The 19,401-nt window shown below is 36.7% G+C and carries 15 protein-coding genes and 2 pseudogenes; 16 read left to right on the top strand and 1 reads right to left on the bottom strand.

The features are described 5' to 3' along the window. The first annotated feature begins 77 nt into the window (after positions 1-77). From topA to trmFO, 5 genes are all read left to right on the top strand, one after another. Entirely contained in the window at positions 78-2,222 is a 2,145-nt protein-coding gene (gene topA / locus MHH90_RS05275) for a type I DNA topoisomerase (RefSeq protein WP_340725820.1), read from the top strand. A gap of 116 nt (positions 2,223-2,338) precedes the next feature. Next, a complete protein-coding gene (locus MHH90_RS05270) occupies positions 2,339-3,163 on the top strand; it encodes a TraX family protein (protein WP_340725819.1) in 825 nt (274 codons plus the stop codon). Between the two features lie 35 nt (positions 3,164-3,198). Beyond that, a complete protein-coding gene (locus MHH90_RS05265) occupies positions 3,199-3,858 on the top strand; it encodes a response regulator transcription factor (RefSeq protein WP_011227158.1) in 660 nt (219 codons plus the stop codon). An 89-nt stretch (positions 3,859-3,947) separates the two neighbouring features. After that, positions 3,948-5,243 (top strand): sensor histidine kinase, encoded by a 1,296-nt coding sequence (locus MHH90_RS05260; protein WP_207559960.1) that lies wholly within the window; start codon positions 3,948-3,950, stop codon positions 5,241-5,243. A gap of 100 nt (positions 5,244-5,343) precedes the next feature. Beyond that, on the top strand, positions 5,344-6,687 hold the full coding sequence (trmFO, locus tag MHH90_RS05255; RefSeq protein ID WP_024009878.1) for a methylenetetrahydrofolate--tRNA-(uracil(54)-C(5))-methyltransferase (FADH(2)-oxidizing) TrmFO: 1,344 nt from the start codon (positions 5,344-5,346) through the stop codon (positions 6,685-6,687). A gap of 69 nt (positions 6,688-6,756) precedes the next feature. Here the strand turns inward: trmFO and MHH90_RS05250 are convergent. Continuing rightward, positions 6,757-7,903 (bottom strand): annotated as a pseudogene (locus MHH90_RS05250) (cobalamin-independent methionine synthase II family protein). Between the two features lie 167 nt (positions 7,904-8,070). Between MHH90_RS05250 and ndk the strand changes: the two are divergent. The 11 genes and pseudogenes from ndk (at position 8,071) to alsS (ending at position 19,397) form a co-directional block, all read left to right on the top strand. Then, positions 8,071-8,484, top strand: coding sequence for a nucleoside-diphosphate kinase (gene ndk, locus MHH90_RS05245; RefSeq protein WP_171815264.1), 414 nt, complete (start codon positions 8,071-8,073; stop codon positions 8,482-8,484). A gap of 1 nt (position 8,485) precedes the next feature. Then, positions 8,486-8,779, top strand: a complete 294-nt coding sequence (locus MHH90_RS05240; RefSeq protein WP_084830608.1) for a rhodanese-like domain-containing protein — start codon at positions 8,486-8,488, stop codon at positions 8,777-8,779. A 210-nt stretch (positions 8,780-8,989) separates the two neighbouring features. Beyond that, positions 8,990-9,753: pseudogene (locus tag MHH90_RS05235) on the top strand ((S)-acetoin forming diacetyl reductase). Between the two features lie 387 nt (positions 9,754-10,140). Further along, positions 10,141-11,973: a translation elongation factor 4 gene (gene lepA / locus MHH90_RS05230; protein WP_340725818.1), complete on the top strand. Its 1,833-nt coding sequence runs from the start codon at positions 10,141-10,143 to the stop codon at positions 11,971-11,973. A 522-nt stretch (positions 11,974-12,495) separates the two neighbouring features. Further along, on the top strand, positions 12,496-13,353 hold the full coding sequence (locus MHH90_RS05225) for an Rgg/GadR/MutR family transcriptional regulator (protein ID WP_023909614.1): 858 nt from the start codon (positions 12,496-12,498) through the stop codon (positions 13,351-13,353). 59 nt (positions 13,354-13,412) lie between these two features. Next, positions 13,413-14,213, top strand: coding sequence for a Fe-S oxidoreductase (locus tag MHH90_RS05220; RefSeq protein WP_011225902.1), 801 nt, complete (start codon positions 13,413-13,415; stop codon positions 14,211-14,213). Positions 14,214-14,272: 59 nt separating this feature from the next. Continuing rightward, a complete protein-coding gene (locus tag MHH90_RS05215; protein ID WP_002947897.1) occupies positions 14,273-14,422 on the top strand; it encodes a KGR family RaS-RiPP peptide in 150 nt (49 codons plus the stop codon). A 216-nt stretch (positions 14,423-14,638) separates the two neighbouring features. Next, positions 14,639-15,721, top strand: coding sequence for a radical SAM/SPASM domain-containing protein (locus MHH90_RS05210; RefSeq protein ID WP_340725817.1), 1,083 nt, complete (start codon positions 14,639-14,641; stop codon positions 15,719-15,721). Beyond that, complete coding sequence (locus MHH90_RS05205; RefSeq protein WP_011225905.1) at positions 15,718-16,461, top strand: arginase family protein; 744 nt, start codon at positions 15,718-15,720, stop codon at positions 16,459-16,461. The genes MHH90_RS05210 and MHH90_RS05205 overlap by 4 nt, the downstream gene beginning before the upstream one ends. A 6-nt stretch (positions 16,462-16,467) precedes the next feature. Further along, complete coding sequence (locus tag MHH90_RS05200; protein ID WP_340725816.1) at positions 16,468-17,559, top strand: MFS transporter; 1,092 nt, start codon at positions 16,468-16,470, stop codon at positions 17,557-17,559. Positions 17,560-17,720: 161 nt separating this feature from the next. Then, complete coding sequence (gene alsS, locus MHH90_RS05195) at positions 17,721-19,397, top strand: acetolactate synthase AlsS (protein ID WP_340725815.1); 1,677 nt, start codon at positions 17,721-17,723, stop codon at positions 19,395-19,397. Positions 19,398-19,401 lie beyond the last annotated feature (4 nt).

Genomic DNA, 19,401 nt, shown 5'->3' with positions numbered 1-19,401 from the left:
ATTTTTTAATGTCTTGTGACTATATTTTAGACAGATTAGTGGCGCAGCCAGTTTATAACATTATAAGGAAATAGTCTATGGCGACAGCAACGACAACAAAAACGAAAACTAAAGCAAAGAAGAAAACAAAGGCTAAAAAGGCGACTAAAAAGAGAGCGACACCGAAGAAAAATTTGGTTATCGTGGAGTCTCCAGCCAAAGCGAAAACCATTGAGAAGTACCTTGGGCGCAACTATAAAGTTGTTGCTTCAGTAGGGCATATCCGTGATTTGAAAAAATCAAGTATGTCTATTGATTTTGAAAACAACTACGAACCACAGTATATCAATATTCGTGGTAAAGGACCCCTTATCAAAGAATTAAAGAAAGAAGCTAAGAAAGCCAAGAAAGTCTTTCTCGCAAGTGACCCGGACCGTGAAGGGGAAGCTATTTCATGGCATTTGTCACATATACTTGGATTAGAGCCAGAAGATAAGAATCGTGTAGTTTTTAACGAAATCACTAAAGACGCGGTGAAGAATGCCTTTGCAGAGCCACGCGCCATTGACATGGACTTAGTAGATGCTCAGCAAGCTCGTCGTGTTTTGGACCGAATTGTGGGTTACTCTATCTCACCACTTCTATGGAAGAAGGTTAAGAAAGGTCTTTCTGCAGGTCGAGTGCAATCGGTAGCTCTTAAGCTTATTATTGAACGTGAGAATGAAATCAAGGCTTTTAAACCAGAAGAATATTGGACAATTGATGGTGCCTTTAAGAAGGGTGCTAAGAAGTTTCAGGCTAGCTTCTATGGTCTTGATGGTAAAAAGCTCAAGCTCAACAATAATGACGATGTTAAAGACGTTCTCTCTCGTATCATAAGTGACGACTTTAACGTTGATAAGGTAGAGAAAAAAGAACGACGTCGTAATGCGCCATTGCCATATACAACATCATCACTACAACAGGATGCTGCTAATAAAATCAACTTCCGTACACGTAAGACTATGATGGTTGCACAACAGTTATACGAAGGGATTAATCTTGGTTCAGGCGCTCAAGGTTTGATTACCTATATGCGTACGGACTCAATACGTATCAGTCCAGTGGCTCAAAATCAAGCGGCTGAATTTATTACAGAACGCTTTGGCTCTAAGTATTCTAAACATGGAAGCAAGGTGAAAAATAGTTCAGCGGCGCAAGATGCTCACGAGGCTATCCGTCCTTCAAATGTTTTCCAAACACCAGAAAGTATTGCTAAGTATTTGGATAAGGATCAGCTTAAGCTCTATACCCTTATTTGGAATCGTTTTGTGGCTAGTCAGATGGCGGCTGCAGTATTTGATACGATGAAGGTGACCTTGTCTCAAAATGGTGTCATTTTCACTGCAAATGGTAGTCAAATCAAGTTTGACGGTTATATGGCCGTTTACAACGACTCTGATAAGAATAAAATGCTTCCTGAAATGGCTGAAGGTGATACGATTAAGAAGGTTGTGACAACGCCTGAACAACACTTTACGCAACCACCGGCACGCTACTCTGAAGCGACATTGATTAAGACTTTGGAAGAAAATGGCGTTGGTCGTCCGTCAACTTATGCACCAACGCTTGATGTTATTCAACGTCGCTACTATGTCAAATTGGTGGCTAAACGTTTTGAACCAACTGAACTCGGTGAAATCGTTAATAGCTTAATTGTAGAATTCTTTCCAGATATCGTGGATGTTAAATTCACTGCCGAGATGGAAGCCAAACTCGATAAAGTTGAAATCGGTAAGGAACAATGGCAGAAGGTTATTGATGAATTCTTCAAACCTTTCCAAAAAGAATTGGAAAAAGCTGAAGAAGGTATTGAAAAAATCCAAATCAAGGATGAACCTGCTGGTTTTGATTGTGACCTCTGCGGCCATCCAATGGTTATCAAGCTAGGTCGTTACGGTAAGTTTTATGCATGTAGTAACTTCCCAGACTGTCACAATACTAAGGCTATTACTAAAGAAATTGGTGTGACTTGTCCAACCTGTGGGCAAGGTCAGGTTATCGAGCGTAAGACAAAACGCAATCGTGTCTTTTATGGTTGTGATCGCTATCCAGACTGTGAATTTACCTCGTGGGATATCCCTATTGGACGTAACTGTCCTAAATCAGGCGATTACCTCGTGGAGAAGAAAGTACGTGGTGGTGGCAAGCAAGTTATCTGTAGTAAGGAAGAGTGTGACTACAAAGAATCTGTTATAAAATAAAGAAGAAAGCTATCCCAAGTTTTGACTTGGGATAGCTTTCTGTATTTTGTCAAAAAAACTGATACTTTCCTTAAATTTGTTTTTTATACTAAGAATGAAAAGAAAGGAGAGTTATTATGAAACGTTTAAGTTTATCAGGTTTCCAACTCAAATATATAGCCCTAATTACTATGGTATTCGACCACATTCATTATTTTTTTGATTATACAGGGAAAATCCCTATTTGGTTTGCTATGATTGGTAGATTAGCGGCCCCATTGTTCCTTTTTTGTGTGATTGAGGGTTTTATTCATACCCATAACCGGAAGAAATACTTCCTAAAGATTTATTCTTTAGCAATTGTGATGGGACTGATTCAATTTGGATTCTATAATTTTCTACATCCTCTAGTTAGACCAGATGGTTTCTTTCCACAAAATATGATGCTGTCGTCATTCGCAATTTTGCTCGTTGCTCTTCAAGGGATTGCATGGATTCAAGAAAAGAAATACCTTAAAGGGATACCAACTTTACTTTTTCCATTGTTGCTTCCATGGTTAATGGTGCCTTTTTATCTGCTAAGTGTGAACAAACCTATGTTTGGTTTTCTACTAAATTTACTCAATTTCACAGTATTGCCAGTCCATACATTTATCAATGATGGAGGAACGTGGTTGCTTTTGACCGGTATCGCTATGTATCTTTGTCATAGGAATCTTAAGAAAGAAGTGCTTGCTTTTATGAATGTTAGTCTCGTTTGGCTGCTAATGGCGATTGTTTTAAGTAGACCTTCTTTTCACGATTTAATATTCAAATACTTTGAATGGATGGAAATATTTTCAGCACCTTTAATGCTTTCTTATAACGGTCAAAGAGGGAAAGGGTCAAAATATTTGTTCTATGTTTTTTACCCAACCCATATTTATCTACTTTACGCCTTGTCAGTTATCTTCTATAGATGATATGATAAAGATAACTTTGAAGGAAAGGAAAGGCTATGGCTCGAATACTTGTTATTGATGATCAAAAAGATATTGTTCAATTGGTTGTAAAGGCTTTAGAGCTCCAAAACCATAATGTGACAGGGCTTACAAGTGTTTTGGATTTGGATAAGAACTCTTTACCTCGATTTGACCTGATTTTACTGGATATTATGATGCCTGATGTTGACGGTCTACAGTTTTGCCATGAGATTCGAAATCAGGTGGATTGCCCAATCCTCTTTATTACAGCTAAAACGCAAGAAGCAGACATTGTCCAAGGGTTGAGTTATGGTGCGGATGATTACATTTGCAAACCATTTGGGGTTAAAGAACTCCAAGCGCGTGTTGCAGCTCACTTGAGACGTGAACATCGTGAGCGTCACCATAAGCTTTCACTTGGGGAGTTTCAGTTTGACTTGTCTGCTCAAGAGCTTTATATTGAGAATCAGTTGTTAGATTTGACAAAGTCGGAATATGGTATTTGCCAGTTTTTAGCTGAAAATAAGGGCCAAGTCTTTTCAAAAGAACAAATCTACACGCATTTGTACGGCTATGAGGATAAAGGCAGTCCGGCAGCAGTGGCTGAACATATCAAGAATATCCGTGCAAAGCTTAAAGAAGTTGGGCAAAATCCTATTGAAACAGTTTGGGGGATTGGTTACAAGTGGCACTAATAAAAAAACGAGAACACTCTTTAAGAACAATCTTGTTATCTTATGTCGTCAGTCTTACAATTCTCTCTGTAATCAGCAGTCTTCTTATTTTGTATTTATTCAGCTTGTCTTATCGTTTTGGAGTTGTGATTCCAGCAAATCAAGTTGAGAGTGATTTGTCTGCTGTGAGAAGTGATATTGAAACTTCTAAGGTCTTTAATCCCGAGATTTTACCTGATGGCACGAGTTATGTCTTTTTAACTAGGGATTTTAAGCTTAAAAAGTCTAACATGCCTGTTAACTTGCAAGAAGAATCCTTACTAAATTACCAATTCAAGAATGCTCACGGTGAGAAATACGGCTATTTTCAGTCTTTTGAACGATCAGATGGAATAGTCATTGTCAATTATCAACTATCACCTCGGTACCGTAATGAGTGGATGAACCAGCATTTTCCCAATGCTGATCTTATGATGATTGGTTCAATGTTTGTATCTATCTTAATCATATTTATTATTTTAACTTTTTATTATGCAAATAAATTGAGTCAGCAACTTAAACCTATATTAAGGGTTACTGAAAAAATTTCCCAACAAGATTTGGATTTTCAAACTTCTCAGTCTACAATTAAGGAATTTAATCAGGTTTTAAGTGGTTTGGATCATATGCGTATAGCACTTCGTGAGTCTTTGATGGAAAATTGGAAGGCAGAGCAAGATAAACAAAATCAGATTTCTGCCCTGACACATGACTTAAAGACGCCCCTAACAGTTGCTCGTGGAAATGCGGAACTCTTAGCTATGACGTCCTTGGATGAAAATCAAACGGAGTTATTAGAGCATTTTCAAAAAGGTATTGCACAGGTTGATGCTTATGTAAAAGAGTTGTCAGAACTCAACAAAATGAGTTTGAAGAAGACCCTGACGCTTGAAGAAGTTCCAGTTAAGGAATTTGTTGAAGACATTTACGATCAAACCTTGTCATTAGCTCAAACGAAACAAATCAATGTGGTATTTGACAAGGAGGAAATTGCGAAAGAAAGCATAGGCAATTGGGATAAGCCCTTGTTGAATCGAGCTATTATGAATATTGTTTCAAATGCCGTAGAGCATACACCCAGTGGCAGTCAGTTGCTCCTGACCGCTAGGGTAGAAGAAGATGAATTCAAGTTTATATGCCTTGATTCTGGTCCTGGATTTTCCCTTGAATCTCTTGAAAACGCTACTCAGCTATTTTATCAAGAGGATAAAAGCAGACAGAGTCGCAATCATAGTGGCCTTGGTCTGACTATTGCCAATGATATTATTCGTTTACACTATGGTAGTCTTTCTCTTGCAAATGACAATGGCACGGGTAGTGCTAAAGTGACTATCATTTTACCCCTTTTAAATACAGATGACTCCTAGTCGCCAGATGAGGAGTTTTTTGCTATACTACTAAGAGTAAAAATGAAGAAAGATTTGTGGGAGCAGGATTTCATCTTGTTTCCGAAGAGGTATTAGTGTCATGTCTCAATCAAAAGCAGATTATATTAACGTGATTGGAGCTGGTTTGGCCGGATCCGAGGCGGCTTATCAGATTGCCAAACGTGGTATTCCAGTAAAACTTTATGAAATGCGTGGGGTCAAAGCAACACCACAGCATAAGACAACAAATTTTGCAGAATTGGTTTGCTCTAACTCTTTCCGTGGAGATAGCTTGACCAATGCTGTAGGGCTTCTAAAAGAAGAAATGCGTCGTTTGGACTCTATCATTATGCGTAATGGAGAAGCTCACCGTGTGCCAGCAGGTGGTGCCATGGCGGTGGACCGTGAAGGCTATGCAGAAGCAGTGACAGCTGAAATTGAAAGTCATCCCTTAATTGAAGTTATCCGTGAAGAAATCACAGAAATTCCTGATGATGCTATTACAGTTATTGCTTCAGGTCCCCTAACTTCTGATGCTTTAGCTGAAAAGATTCATGAGCTTAACGGTGGAGACGGGTTCTATTTCTATGATGCCGCTGCACCAATCGTTGATAAAGCAACTATCGACATGAACAAGGTTTACCTTAAGTCACGCTATGACAAGGGTGAAGCAGCTTATCTAAACTGTCCAATGACCAAGGAAGAGTTCATGGCCTTTCATGAGGCCTTGACTACAGCTGAAGAAGCTCCTTTGAATTCTTTTGAAAAAGAAAAGTATTTCGAAGGGTGTATGCCTATCGAGGTTATGGCTAAACGTGGTATTAAAACAATGCTCTACGGTCCTATGAAACCAGTTGGTTTGGAGTATCCTGAAGATTATATGGGTCCACGTGATGGTGACTTCAAGACACCTTATGCGGTTGTTCAGCTTCGTCAGGACAATGCGGCTGGTAGCCTCTACAATATCGTTGGTTTCCAAACCCACCTCAAATGGGGAGAGCAAAAACGTGTCTTCCAAATGATTCCAGGTCTTGAAAATGCAGAATTTGTTCGTTATGGGGTAATGCACCGTAACTCTTACATGGATTCGCCAAACTTGCTTAAACAGACCTTCCAATCAAAATCAAACCCTAATTTGTTCTTTGCTGGACAAATGACTGGTGTTGAAGGTTATGTTGAATCAGCTGCCTCAGGTTTGGTTGCTGGAATCAATGCAGCCCGTCTCTTTAAGGGTGAAGATGAAGTTATTTTCCCTCATACAACAGCAATCGGTAGCCTTCCATATTATGTGACACATGCTGAAAGCAAACATTTCCAACCAATGAATGTTAACTTTGGTATTATCAAAGAATTAGAAGGCCCACGTATTCGTGACAAGAAAGAGCGTTATGAAAAAATCGCAGAAAGAGCTCTTAAGGATTTGCAAACTTTTATAGATGCTTGATGCTAACATAAAAAGCCCTCACAAGAGTGAAGGCTTTTCGTTTTAGAGAGGAGCGAATAGAAATATCGATTAGCCAAAGAATTTCTTAGCGATTTCTTGACCTTGTTTGATTTTAGCCCATTGTTGAGGTGTTGCCAGCTCATTACCTGAGTCACATGAGGCGAAACCACATTGGTGAAAGGGGAAGAGACGTTTTTTTGGAAGGATTTGACTCGCTTTTTCAAGCAAATCGAGAACACGTTCTTCGTCATCTAGGTCAGTCGTTTAAGAAGACAATAGCCCAAATACAACTTTAGCTTTACTGTCTTTAAGGGCTTCCAGAGCTTTGATATCACCAGCTGTATCGCTATCCCATTCAAGGAAGAAGCGGTCATAGTGTTGCTCTGCCAAGAATTTCTTAGCGATGTCTTCGTAAGTTCCTTCAGAAGCAGAACGGATTTCATAATTACCACGACAGTTGTGTGTCCAAACCGTTAAACCAAGTTCGTGAGTATAGTCAACAACCTCATTATTGATAGCAACAAATTCATCGACCAATTCTACCAAATCACCATTGCCGTCTGAGTAGAAACTTGTAGGGTTTGATGGGTCAAAAAGTTCCCAGAGGCAGTCGTCAAATTGAACGATTTTACCACCAACAGCCTTGTATTCATCCAAGAATTCTTTATAGGCATTAATCAAACCTTTTTTGAGTTCTTCGTTTGTTTCATATACTTGTCCAGGAACAGCCAATCGATCAAAGATAGCAAGTTCAGTGTAGGCATGAGCAGGTCCCCAGATAGTTTGTTTGGTATCTTCATCACCAGCTTCAGCCCTAACCAATTTGTAAATATCTAGGTAGTGGTGGTTTTTACCTGAGAGAGGTTCAGTGATACGAATACCGATATCTTTACGTGTTTCATATTGACCACCATCATGGTCTTTAAAAGTATAACCATGCTCAGCAATGTAGCGTTCAATACCTTTGAGTCCCCAGACAAAGTCCAAGTGCCACATAGAACGTCCAAACTCCCCATCGGTAAGGATGTCAATTCCGTTAGCTTTTTGGTCAGCCACAATTCGCTTAATAGATGCAGTTTCAGTTTCTTGATAACCAGGAAGGGACATCATAGAAAGGATACTGGATGTCGTCACGATGCTCGATTTCGTCCTTGTATTTACGGAGATCCGCAGGACGAAGAAGAGAACCGACTAATTGGAATTTAGATTTTGTCATTAAATTTACCTCGAAATGTCTATTTACATCTATATTATTTCTTATGGGAACTAATGAAAAATAGTTAATTTCTTGCTGTGGATATAGTTTTAGACTATATAAGGTTTAGCTCTGCAAAATGATACTTCTTATGATAAAATGGAAAGAAAACGATGAAGGTTGGGAATATGCAAAAAACATTCTTTATTATTAAACCAGATGCTGTTAAACGCCATCTAATTGGTCAAGTGCTTGATCGAATTGAGCGACGTGGCTTCGTTATTGAGCGTATGGAGATGCTGATGCTTGACGAAGAACGTCTTAAAGAACATTATGCCCAATTGGCTGATAAACCTTTTTTCCCTAGTATTTCTGAATTCATGATGAGTGGTCCAGCAGTTATTGGTATTATGTCCGGCCCAGGTGTTATTAAGTCATGGCGTGATATGATGGGAGCAACTAATCCTGGGGATGCTGCTCCTGGAACGATTCGTGGAGACTTTGCAACAGCACCAGATGGTGACATGATTCCAAATATCGTTCATGGCTCTGATTCAGAAGAATCTGCGTCTCGAGAAATTAAGATTTGGTTTGGTGAGTAGGATGGATATAGCACAGATTCAATCAGAATTAGCTCAGGATGGACTATTAATTGATGTCAGGACTCCAGAAGAATACGCAGAAGGTCATGTTAAGGATGCTTTATTAACACCTCACACGCAGTTTTTCACAGCTGACATTCCAGCTAAAAAAGACGATTCAATTTATCTTTATTGTAAAATGGGATCTCGTGCTGAATTTGCTGCAGGAGTACTGAAAGAACGAGGATATACTAAGGTGACTAATCTAGGTGGCTTGGACGATATGGAAGCACTAGGGTTTAAGTTTGAAAAATAATACACATAAGGTCACTAGTGGTGATCTTATTTGCTTTCAAAAAGCATGACAAATTATTAACAACGCTTTCATAAAGTGGTAAGATTCTAAATGAGTTAAGAAAAAGCCTATGAAAATGACTTTGCCAGAACTTGATTAACTTAGCATATTCCAATTGAGATAGGGCTTGTGGTTAAGCTTGTGACTACAATTGGTAGAGGAGGATTTCGTATGTCAAAAGTTGCTATTGTTACAGGTGCAGGTCAAGGTATTGGTTTTGCGATTTCAAAACGCTTGGTTGAAGATGGTGTTAAAGTCGGGGTATTGGACTATGACGCTGAAACTGCTGAAAAAGCAGTTGCTGAGTTGTCAGAAGACAAGGCATTTTCCGTTGTAGCAGATGTGTCTAAACAAGCTGAGGTAGCAGCAGCTTTCCAAAAAGTAGTTGATCACTTTGGCGACTTGAATGTTGTTGTTAATAATGCTGGTGTGCACCAACAAAACCCCCTTGAAACTATTACTGAAGAACAGTTTCAACGTACATTTAACATTAATGTTGGTGGAGTTATCTGAGGTGCACAAGCTGCCCAAGCACAATTTAAATCACTTGGTCATGGTGGTAAAATTATCAATGCAACTTTACAAGCAGGTGTTGTAGGGAACTCTAACTTAACTGTATATGGTGGAACTAAATTCGTAGTTCGTGGTATTACTCAAACTTTGGCGCGTGACTTAGCTGATTCAGGTATAACTGTAAATGCTTATGCACCAGGTATCGTTAAGACTCCAATGATGTTTGACATTTCCCACGAAGTTGGTAAAATGCTGGTAAAGATGATGAGTAGGGTATGCAAACTTTTGCTAAAGATATTACCCTCAAACGTTTGTCAGAACCTGAAGATGTTGCAGCAGCAGTTAGCTTCCTAGCTGGACCTGACTCAAACTACATCACAGGTCAAACAATCATCGTTGATGGTGGTATGCAATTCCATTAAGGTTAAAAGGGAGAGCGAATGGCTCTCTTTTTTTGCTTGATAAAACATAATGTTTCTGATAATATAGTTATAAATAATTATGTTTTTAAAGGTGGATTCCCATATCAGACATCTTACACTATATTGCTGAGCACCCATTTTTTAGTCTTATTCTATTGGGAATTATTGTACTAGCCTTTGGTTTAGCTCCATTTTCAAGTAGTTCAATAGAGAACAAGCGTTCAGCTATTATTAATAAGCACTACAATGATAATTTTAAGAAATAAGAAGGACTAAATGCAGTCATAAAGCAGATATTAGAGATAGGCAAATGCCTGTCTTTTTTGTATAATAGGAGGTGACGGTTCGTTTTTTAACAATCACAAGTAAGAACTAGGAAAGAATAAAATGCCAAATATTGAAGAATTAAAACAAAGACAGGAGAAGATTCGCAACTTCTCGATTATTGCTCATATTGACCATGGTAAATCAACGCTTGCTGACCGTATCTTGGAAAAGACTGAGACTGTATCAAGTCGTGAGATGCAGGCACAACTCCTTGATAGTATGGATCTTGAGCGCGAACGTGGTATCACTATCAAACTGAATGCCATTGAGCTTAACTACAAAGCTAAAGACGGCGAGACTTATATTTTCCACCTTATCGACACACCGGGACATGTGGACTTTACTTATGAGGTGTCACGTTCCCTTGCCGCCTGTGAGGGTGCTATCTTGGTGGTAGATGCAGCTCAAGGGATTGAAGCACAAACACTTGCCAATGTTTACTTGGCACTTGATAATGACTTGGAAATCTTACCAGTTATCAATAAAATCGACCTTCCAGCGGCAGATCCTGAGCGTGTACGTACAGAGATTGAAGATGTTATCGGATTAGATGCCTCGGAAGCTGTGCTTGCATCAGCTAAGGCTGGCATTGGTATCGAAGAGATTCTCGAACAAATTGTTGAGAAAGTTCCTGCGCCCCAAGGTGATGTGGAAGCACCTCTCCAAGCCCTTATCTTTGACTCTGTTTATGATGCGTATCGTGGCGTCATACTCCAAGTGCGTGTGGTTAACGGAATGGTTAAAACGGGCGATAAGATTCAAATGATGTCTAATGGCAAGACCTTTGACGTTACTGAGGTTGGTATTTTCACTCCTAAAGCTGTTGGCCGTGACTACCTTGCGACTGGAGATGTTGGTTATGTAGCAGCTTCAATTAAGACAGTTGCGGATACTCGTGTCGGTGATACAGTGACACTTGCGGATAATCCAGCCGCAGAACCACTTCATGGTTATAAGCAAATGAACCCAATGGTCTTTGCTGGTCTTTATCCGATTGAGTCAAATAAATATAACGACTTGCGTGAGGCTCTTGAAAAGCTCCAATTGAATGATGCCAGTCTTCAATTTGAGCCTGAAACGTCTCAAGCCCTTGGTTTTGGTTTCCGTTGTGGTTTCTTGGGCCTTCTTCACATGGATGTTATCCAAGAGCGTTTGGAACGTGAGTTTAACATCGATCTCATCATGACTGCACCATCAGTAGTTTACCATGTTAACACTACTGACGGTGAAATGCTTGAAGTGTCCAACCCATCTGAATTTCCAGATCCTACACGTATTGATACCATTGAAGAGCCTTATATCAAAGCTCAAATTATGGTTCCTCAAGAGTATGTTGGTGCTGTTATGGAGTTGGCGCAACGTAAACGTGGTGATTTTGAAACCATGGAATATATTGATGATAATCGTGTTAACGTTATCTATCAAATTCCACTTGCTGAAATCGTCTTTGACTTCTTTGATAAATTGAAGTCATCAACTCGTGGTTATGCAAGTTTTGACTATGAATTGTCAGAGTACCGTCGTTCACAATTGGTGAAAATGGATATTCTCCTTAATGGTGATAAGGTCGATGCCCTTAGCTTTATTGTCCATAGAGAATTTGCCTACGAACGTGGAAAACTTATCGTTGATAAACTTAAGAAAATTATTCCACGTCAACAATTTGAAGTTCATATCCAAGCGGCTATTGGTCAAAAAATTGTTGCCCGTACAGATATCAAAGCTCTTCGTAAAAACGTCTTGGCTAAATGTTACGGTGGTGACGTTTCACGTAAACGTAAACTCCTCGAAAAACAAAAAGCCGGTAAGAAACGTATGAAAGCCATCGGTTCGGTGGAGGTACCACAAGAAGCCTTCTTGTCTGTGCTTTCAATGGACGAAGATGAGAAATAAGAATGATAGTAGAATGTGATGTTCTGGCTATTTTAGTAAAAAGTTATGATAAAGAGGATTTTAAAATTTACCTTCTCAAAGTGACGTATAGAGAATGGCACCACTAATCCAACATATAAAACATTGGAAGAAATTGCCGCTGCAACCAATACTAGATTAGTTGTTGACTTTGTTCCAATAAAGAACTAGTTTTTGTATACACTCAAAAAGCTCTATAATCTCTATAGTGGTTTTACCTACTACAGAAATCATAGAGTCTTTTTTATATTATACCCTTATTAGAGAACAACATCATACCTTAACTACACCACAAAAGTTAGACATCGAAAGTCTAACTTTTGTGGTGTCTTTATTTTCTATTTGTTTAGCCAACAGCAATTACAATAATGCTTTCAAAAATTAGAAGTAAGATAGCTAAAAAACTTTCTTTATTCATAGAAATTAACCTCCTATCTCACTATATGATATAATACTTTTAAGTTTATCTGGGAAATTCTCGTATATGCAAAAGAGGTGCTTTTTATGAAAGATTATGGAAAATTATTTAAGAAATTTAGAGAGTCTAGGGGATTAGTCTTAAAAGATATCGCAAAGTTAGGCGTATCAGTATCTCATATTTCCCGCTTTGAACGTGAAAATACAGATTTGACAATTAGTAAGTTTATGTCAGCTTTAAATGCGATAAATATGCCTATTGATGAGTTTATGTATGCAGCAAACGACTTTCAGAGATATGAGTTTAATGAAATCTTAGAAAAGATTAGTTTATTTGTTTCAGCAAGGAACGTGTCAGGTATGGAAAAGTTATTAATCTCTCAAGTAGAAAAAATCGAAAAGCGTGAGACTTTTTATACTCTAAATACTATTTTAATAAAAATTCGTTTACAGGACTTATCAGACAAAAGTTACTATGATGAATCTGATATCCAATATTTATCAGACTACCTATTCTCTGTAGAATATTGGGGTTGTTACGAACTACTGTTATTTGCGAATACTGTAGATGTATTGAATCATCAAACAATGATGCTTTTATCAAGAGAAATGTGTAAACGTTCAGAATTTTACAAGGATTTACCAAACTACCGAAGGTTACACTCAACAATGCTATTAAATTGTTATATCATAAGTATTGAAAGAGATGAGTATATTGATGCGTTGTATTTTGAAAAACAGTTAAATCATAGTTGTTTTACGGAAACTGAGATTTACGAGAAATTAGTGTTTCATTATTCAAAAAATTTATATGAATTAAAGAAGAATAGGAGCAATAAAGCTATTCTAGAAATGAAGAAGTGTATTACTGCAATGAAGCTGGCTAATAGTGAGAATTTAGCTATAAAATTTGAAAATCATTTATCTGGAGTGTTAAAAATGTAGTTGGATTTGTGTATATGGTATAAATTATCAGTGTCAAAATTAAATGATATATTATTGATATGAGAATTATTAAATTTCCTGAACAGATTTCAGAAGATATCATTCATTATACGTTTCTAGATGATATTATCTCTTATAATTGTGAAAAGTGTAGAGGATCTTGTTGTCATGTGAATAATTCTTTATTACTTGATGCAAAGACAGCAAGTTTTCTAAAACGCACGTATCTTAAAGATTTTATTGTTAGTGATGATAGTGTTTCATTGTTGAGTTGTGGTAAAAAGTGCTGGTTTCATTCTGAATTGGGTTGTACGATAAATGATTTAGGCTTGAACAAGCCATTAACTTGTGAATTATATCCTTTTCATATTAAGAAAATTCAGAACTTCTATATTGTTTCTTTTACTCCTTGTCCGACATTTCAACTGAACCTTGGTGAGGGGCAGAGGTACAAGGATATAGAGGATGTAGTTTTACGATATATTAAAACTGGGGTGCCAGTTTTTAGTCCGTCTTTGCATGTTTCAGAGGAAAGGCTGAAATATGAGATTGAGTATCAAAACAATTTTAAAAACACTTTATCAGAGTATTATCGAACAAAGACTGCCGATGGCACTACAGAGTTTAAAGAATATGAAAAATGGTATATATATTATTTAGATTTTAGATGGGGAAGTATACCCTTATCTTATACAAGTTCACAAGCAAATCAATTTTGGAATCTTTACAAGAGAGTTTGTGAAGATGTTTATAAAAAAATATCATATATACGAACAGATAACATATACTTTATTATTGCAAATCAGTTTAATAAGACAATTTCAAAGCATTTTCAGCTAAATTTTATAGATAAAGAATGATTTCTATGATTTGTTATGGGTACTTATTGATTCTTAAATAAATAATGGAGGATATTACGATGCAAGTTAGTGATGCTATTGCACAAATTGAATTAGCAGAAGAAGAAGTTGTTTCTAGCGGTCTATCTATTGACATTATGGAAATTAAACCTTCTGTTGCTACAGAGTTGATTGATGGACTCAAAGGTCGTTGCCCACCGTCTGTCTAATAGAACTGATTGTAGGATTAGAGTCTATTTCTAATCCTTTGGTTTTTATATTAATATTTTTGGAAGATTGCAGGGAATTAATATGACGAGCAATGTTTACTCGATTTTTTTAATTGGTACAATAAGCAAGGAATACTCAGGAATAATAGGAATAATAAACTATTTTCATTAAATTTAGCTACATTTTTAGCTTTAAAATTTATGTACCAATTTTCATTGAAAAAGTTTTCTGATTCAAAGAGTCAGGTAATAAAAAATGTTATAGATTTTCTAAATAACAATGAAATATCACTCTCTAAGACCAACACTAAAATTGTTGAATTTTCAACGAAAATACCATTAAAAGTGATACAGATTGAGGTCACGAACAAATGTAACCTAAGATGTATGCATTGTTATTTACCTGATTATTCAAAGGAGCTCGATATAAAGAAAATTTCAAGTATAGTATATGAAGCTAAGCAGCTAGGAGTAATGGATGTTGATTTCACTGGAGGCGAACCATTATTATTACAGGGATTAAGTGAAATTATCGAGGAAGTATTAAAAGAGGGAATGTGTACAACAATTTTTACAAATGCTGTATATATTCCTGAAGATTTTAAAATATTGATTCAAAGATATGATGGTATAAGACTAAAAGTTAGTTTAGATGGTTGGAATGAAACAATACATGATTCAATTAGAGGAAGAGGTACATTTAAGAGAACAATTAAGAATATTGAATATTTTAGGAGTTTAGGAGTACCTGTTACTGTTAATGTTGTTTTGAATAACAAGAATATTAGTGGAGTGAAGTATTTTTTGGAGTTGTTTGATCGATTAGATGTGAAATATGCTTTTGATAGGTTTTTACCTTTTGAAAGGAATAATCGACTATCAATTAGTGATGAAGAATTCAATAATGCTATTTTGTGTATTCCCAATATTCAAGCAAATTGTAATAATATATCCGAATCCACATTTGAATCATTTTATTGTGGTGCTGGCAATTCTTATGTGTTTATAAATTCGTCAGGTGATGTTGGATTTTGTCCGACATTATCCTCCACTAAATTTTGTGGAGGTAACATTAATGAAAAGACTTTAAATGATATTTGGATTAATTCGAAGTTCTTCAATCATATTCGAAATGTACGATGTAAGTATTATAATGAATGCCCTGCAAATTATGTTTGTCAAGGTGGGTGTAGAAGTCGAGCTCAGTTTTTCGGAGGTTCTATTGGGAGTCCCGATATACAGGAGTGCAAGTTAGCATATAATTTAACTGGGATTAAGCCAAAGTCAATGAGTTTATGAAAATATTATCTATTATTTATGATGGTGGAAGTAGAATTCCAGGAGCGAGATTTGCTCCCACAAAATATTATCAAGAAGCGATGTTATATGATAGGAAAGATTCTGATATAATTACAATTAATTTAGGTAATCAAGATTTATTTTCTATTGATTTAGAAAGTCTAAGTCGAACTATTGCTGAATCTAAAGTTCAGATTGCTTTAGGAGGAGATCATTCAGTTACTTATCTATTAGCAAAGGCCACTGTTCGAGAGGGAGCATATTTAATTGTTTTAGATGCTCATTTAGATTACTTCAAAGACTTTGAAAGTGTTGTAAAAAATTGGAATTTTTTAAGTTTTTTAACCGATATTTTTGAAAAAATAATTATCATTGGGGAAAGGAATTTTGAGTTTCCTAGTTCATTTGATAATAAAATAATCATCCTCTCAATGGAGGAGTATTGGTTAAATAAGAGTAGAGTTTTGAAAAAGTTAGATAGTTATATTGATGAGTCAAAAGATATTTACTTATCAATAGACATTGATGTTTTGGATCCATCTGTTTTTGATTCAGTATCATATCCTATTATTGGAGGATTTCAAATGAACGATTTTCTTGGAATAATTTCCAAAATTTTATGTTCTGATAAGGTATATTTTTGTGATATAGTTGAGTACAATCCGATGGTTGGAAGTGATAATGCTCACATTTTTTACCAAATGATTCAATTTGTTAAATCAAAATTAAGGAGGATATAGGAAATATTGAAAATAAAAAAATATGCAGCATTGAGTATTTATTTTAATCGTTTCTCATCGTTAATCTCAGAGTATGGTTATACTATCTTGATCAACATTCTATTGTCTAGAATTTCTGTGCAATTAGTTATGTATTTTTGGGTGGTAAAGTGTTTAGCTGCAATAGTTACAAATAGGATTAATATCTCAAATAGTAAACTGAGCAGAAAATACCTGCTTATTCTGTTAGAAATTACAAAGGCAATCTTACTTTTCTTACTAGGTTTTGGATTAAACCATATAATTGTCCTATTAGTTGTATTCATAATTGAGGTTGTCAATGTATTGTTTTCCAGTTTATTATATAGTTGTGTACCAATTATTATAGACAAGGATTCATTGATTAAGTTTAACGCTAGGTATACAAGCATTGGTTCAGTATCTTATTTTTTAGCACCGTTGTTTGTTGGTTTATTTATTAATAAAAGTCACTTTTTATTGTTTGCAGTTTATGCTCTTCTTTTGATAGTGGGAGCTACTAGTCTTTTATTTTTACCAAATATTTCGACTTTAAATTTGAAAGAAGAAAGAAAAAAACAAAATTTAAACATTACATTATTTAACATTCTGAGATCCAAAAAAATTGCATTAGTTCTATTATCTGGAGTTATTGTGGGATCAATTGGAGTTGTTTATGATACTTATGAAGTTGTTTATTTAACAAAGTATCTCGGTATTAGTGATTCTATGTATTCCTTTTCCTTATCATTTTTAGCAGTTTCATTCTTAGTAATGAGCTTCCTTCTTAGCTTCGTGAAACAAATAAGTTCTCATATGAAAGCTTTCGCCTTAGGTCTTTCATTTTATGTTCTATATCTACTTTTATTTAGTACATCTTCGAACATTTATACAGTACTAATGAGTTATGTTTTTCTAGCGATAGGTCAGACAATGATGGGGATAATCGAAACCAATTATTTTCAGTTGTCACTTAACATGAAAGAATTACAGAAACTATATATTTACTCGGAGACCTTACATTCTGTATTTTCAGGCATTGCTGTTTTAGTAATAGGAAGTTTTGCCTTTTTAAGTAGTCATCTTGTTTTAGTCACCTAGTCTGCCTTTTTTCACAAGATTGTCTGAAAACTGTGCTATAATGATAACAGAATTGTGAATTGATGAAAGTTTGTGAAAAAACGAGCAGACTTTGACACTTTGTGACTTATACTTGAAAGGAAAGTTGGCTCTACCATTTTAGGGCTAGAAGGACTGTGTTCATGTCAGAAGAAAAGCAATTGTATGGTGCAGATTTAGTGGTTGATAGTTTGATCAACCATGATGTTGAGTATGTCTTTGGGATTCCAGGCGCAAAAATCGATAGGGTTTTTGATACCTTGGAAGATAAGGGACCTGAATTGATTGTTGCCCGTCATGAGCAAAATGCTGCTTTTATGGCTCAAGGTGTTGGACGTATTACTGGGAAACCAGGTGTAGTATTGGTAACATCTGGTCCAGGTGTCTCCAATTTGGCTACTGGTTTGGTAACAGCGACGGATGAAGGAGACCCTGTTCTTGCTATTGGTGGTCAGGTTAAGCGTGCAGATCTCTTGAAACGTGCCCACCAATCAATGAATAACGTTGCTATGCTTGAGCCAATTACCAAATATGCTGCTGAAGTACATGATGCTAACACCCTTTCTGAAACGGTTGCTAATGCCTATCGTCACGCTAAGTCAGGGAAACCAGGTGCAAGCTTCATTTCAATTCCTCAAGACGTGACGGATGCTCCGGTCAGTGTTAAGGCTATTAAGCCTATGACAGATCCAAAACTTGGTTCAGCATCTGTTTCTGATATTAACTATCTCGCACAAGCCATTAAAAATGCAGTGTTGCCAGTCTTTCTTTTGGGGAATGGTGCCTCATCAGAAGCCGTAACTTACTCTATTCGCCAAATTTTGAAGCATGTTAAATTGCCAGTTGTTGAAACTTTCCAAGGTGCCGGTATCGTGTCACGTGACCTTGAAGAAGATACTTTCTTTGGTCGTGTAGGTCTTTTCCGTAACCAACCCGGAGACATGTTGCTTAAAAAATCCGACTTAGTTATTGCCATTGGTTATGACCCAATCGAATATGAAGCACGTAACTGGAATGCTGAAATTTCAGCACGTATCATCGTTATTGATGTTGAGCCGGCCGAGGTGGACACTTACTTCCAACCGGAACGTGAATTGATTGGTAATGTAGAAGCGAGCTTAAACTTGCTTTTGCCCGCTATTCAAGGTTATAAATTGCCTGAAGGTTCGATTGAATATCTTAAAGGTTTGAAAAACAATGTTGTTGAGGATGTTAAGTTTGACCGTCAGCCTGATGAAGGTACGGTGCATCCGCTAGATTTAATCGAAGTTTTGCAAGAACAAACAGATGATGATATGACTGTTACGGTTGATGTTGGTAGTCACTATATTTGGATGGCACGTTATTTCAAATCGTATGAACCACGTCATTTGCTTTTCTCAAATGGGATGCAAACGCTAGGTGTTGCTCTTCCATGGGCTATCTCTGCAGCTTTGGTTCGTCCTAAGACAAAAGTGATTTCTGTTTCTGGTGATGGTGGTTTCCTCTTCTCAGCACAAGAATTGGAAACAGCAGTTCGTTTGAAATTGCCAATTGTCCATATTATCTGGAACGATGGTCATTACAATATGGTGGAATTCCAGGAAGAAATGAAGTACGGTCGTTCATCTGGGGTTGACTTTGGTCCTGTAGATTTTGTAAAATATGCTGAGAGCTTTGGAGCCAAAGGTTATCGTGCAACAAGTAAAGCAGCATTTGCTAGCTTGCTTCAAGAGGCTTTGACTCAGGCTGTAGATGGACTAGTCCTTATTGATGTTCCAATTGACTATAAAGATAACATTAAACTCGGCGAAACTATTTTGCCAGATGAATTTTACTAAAAAG

The sequence above is a fragment of the Streptococcus sp. FSL E2-3488 genome (genome assembly GCF_038003585.1).
Lineage (GTDB): Bacteria > Bacillota > Bacilli > Lactobacillales > Streptococcaceae > Streptococcus > Streptococcus thermophilus.
This window is presented reverse-complemented; position numbering and strand designations above follow the sequence as displayed.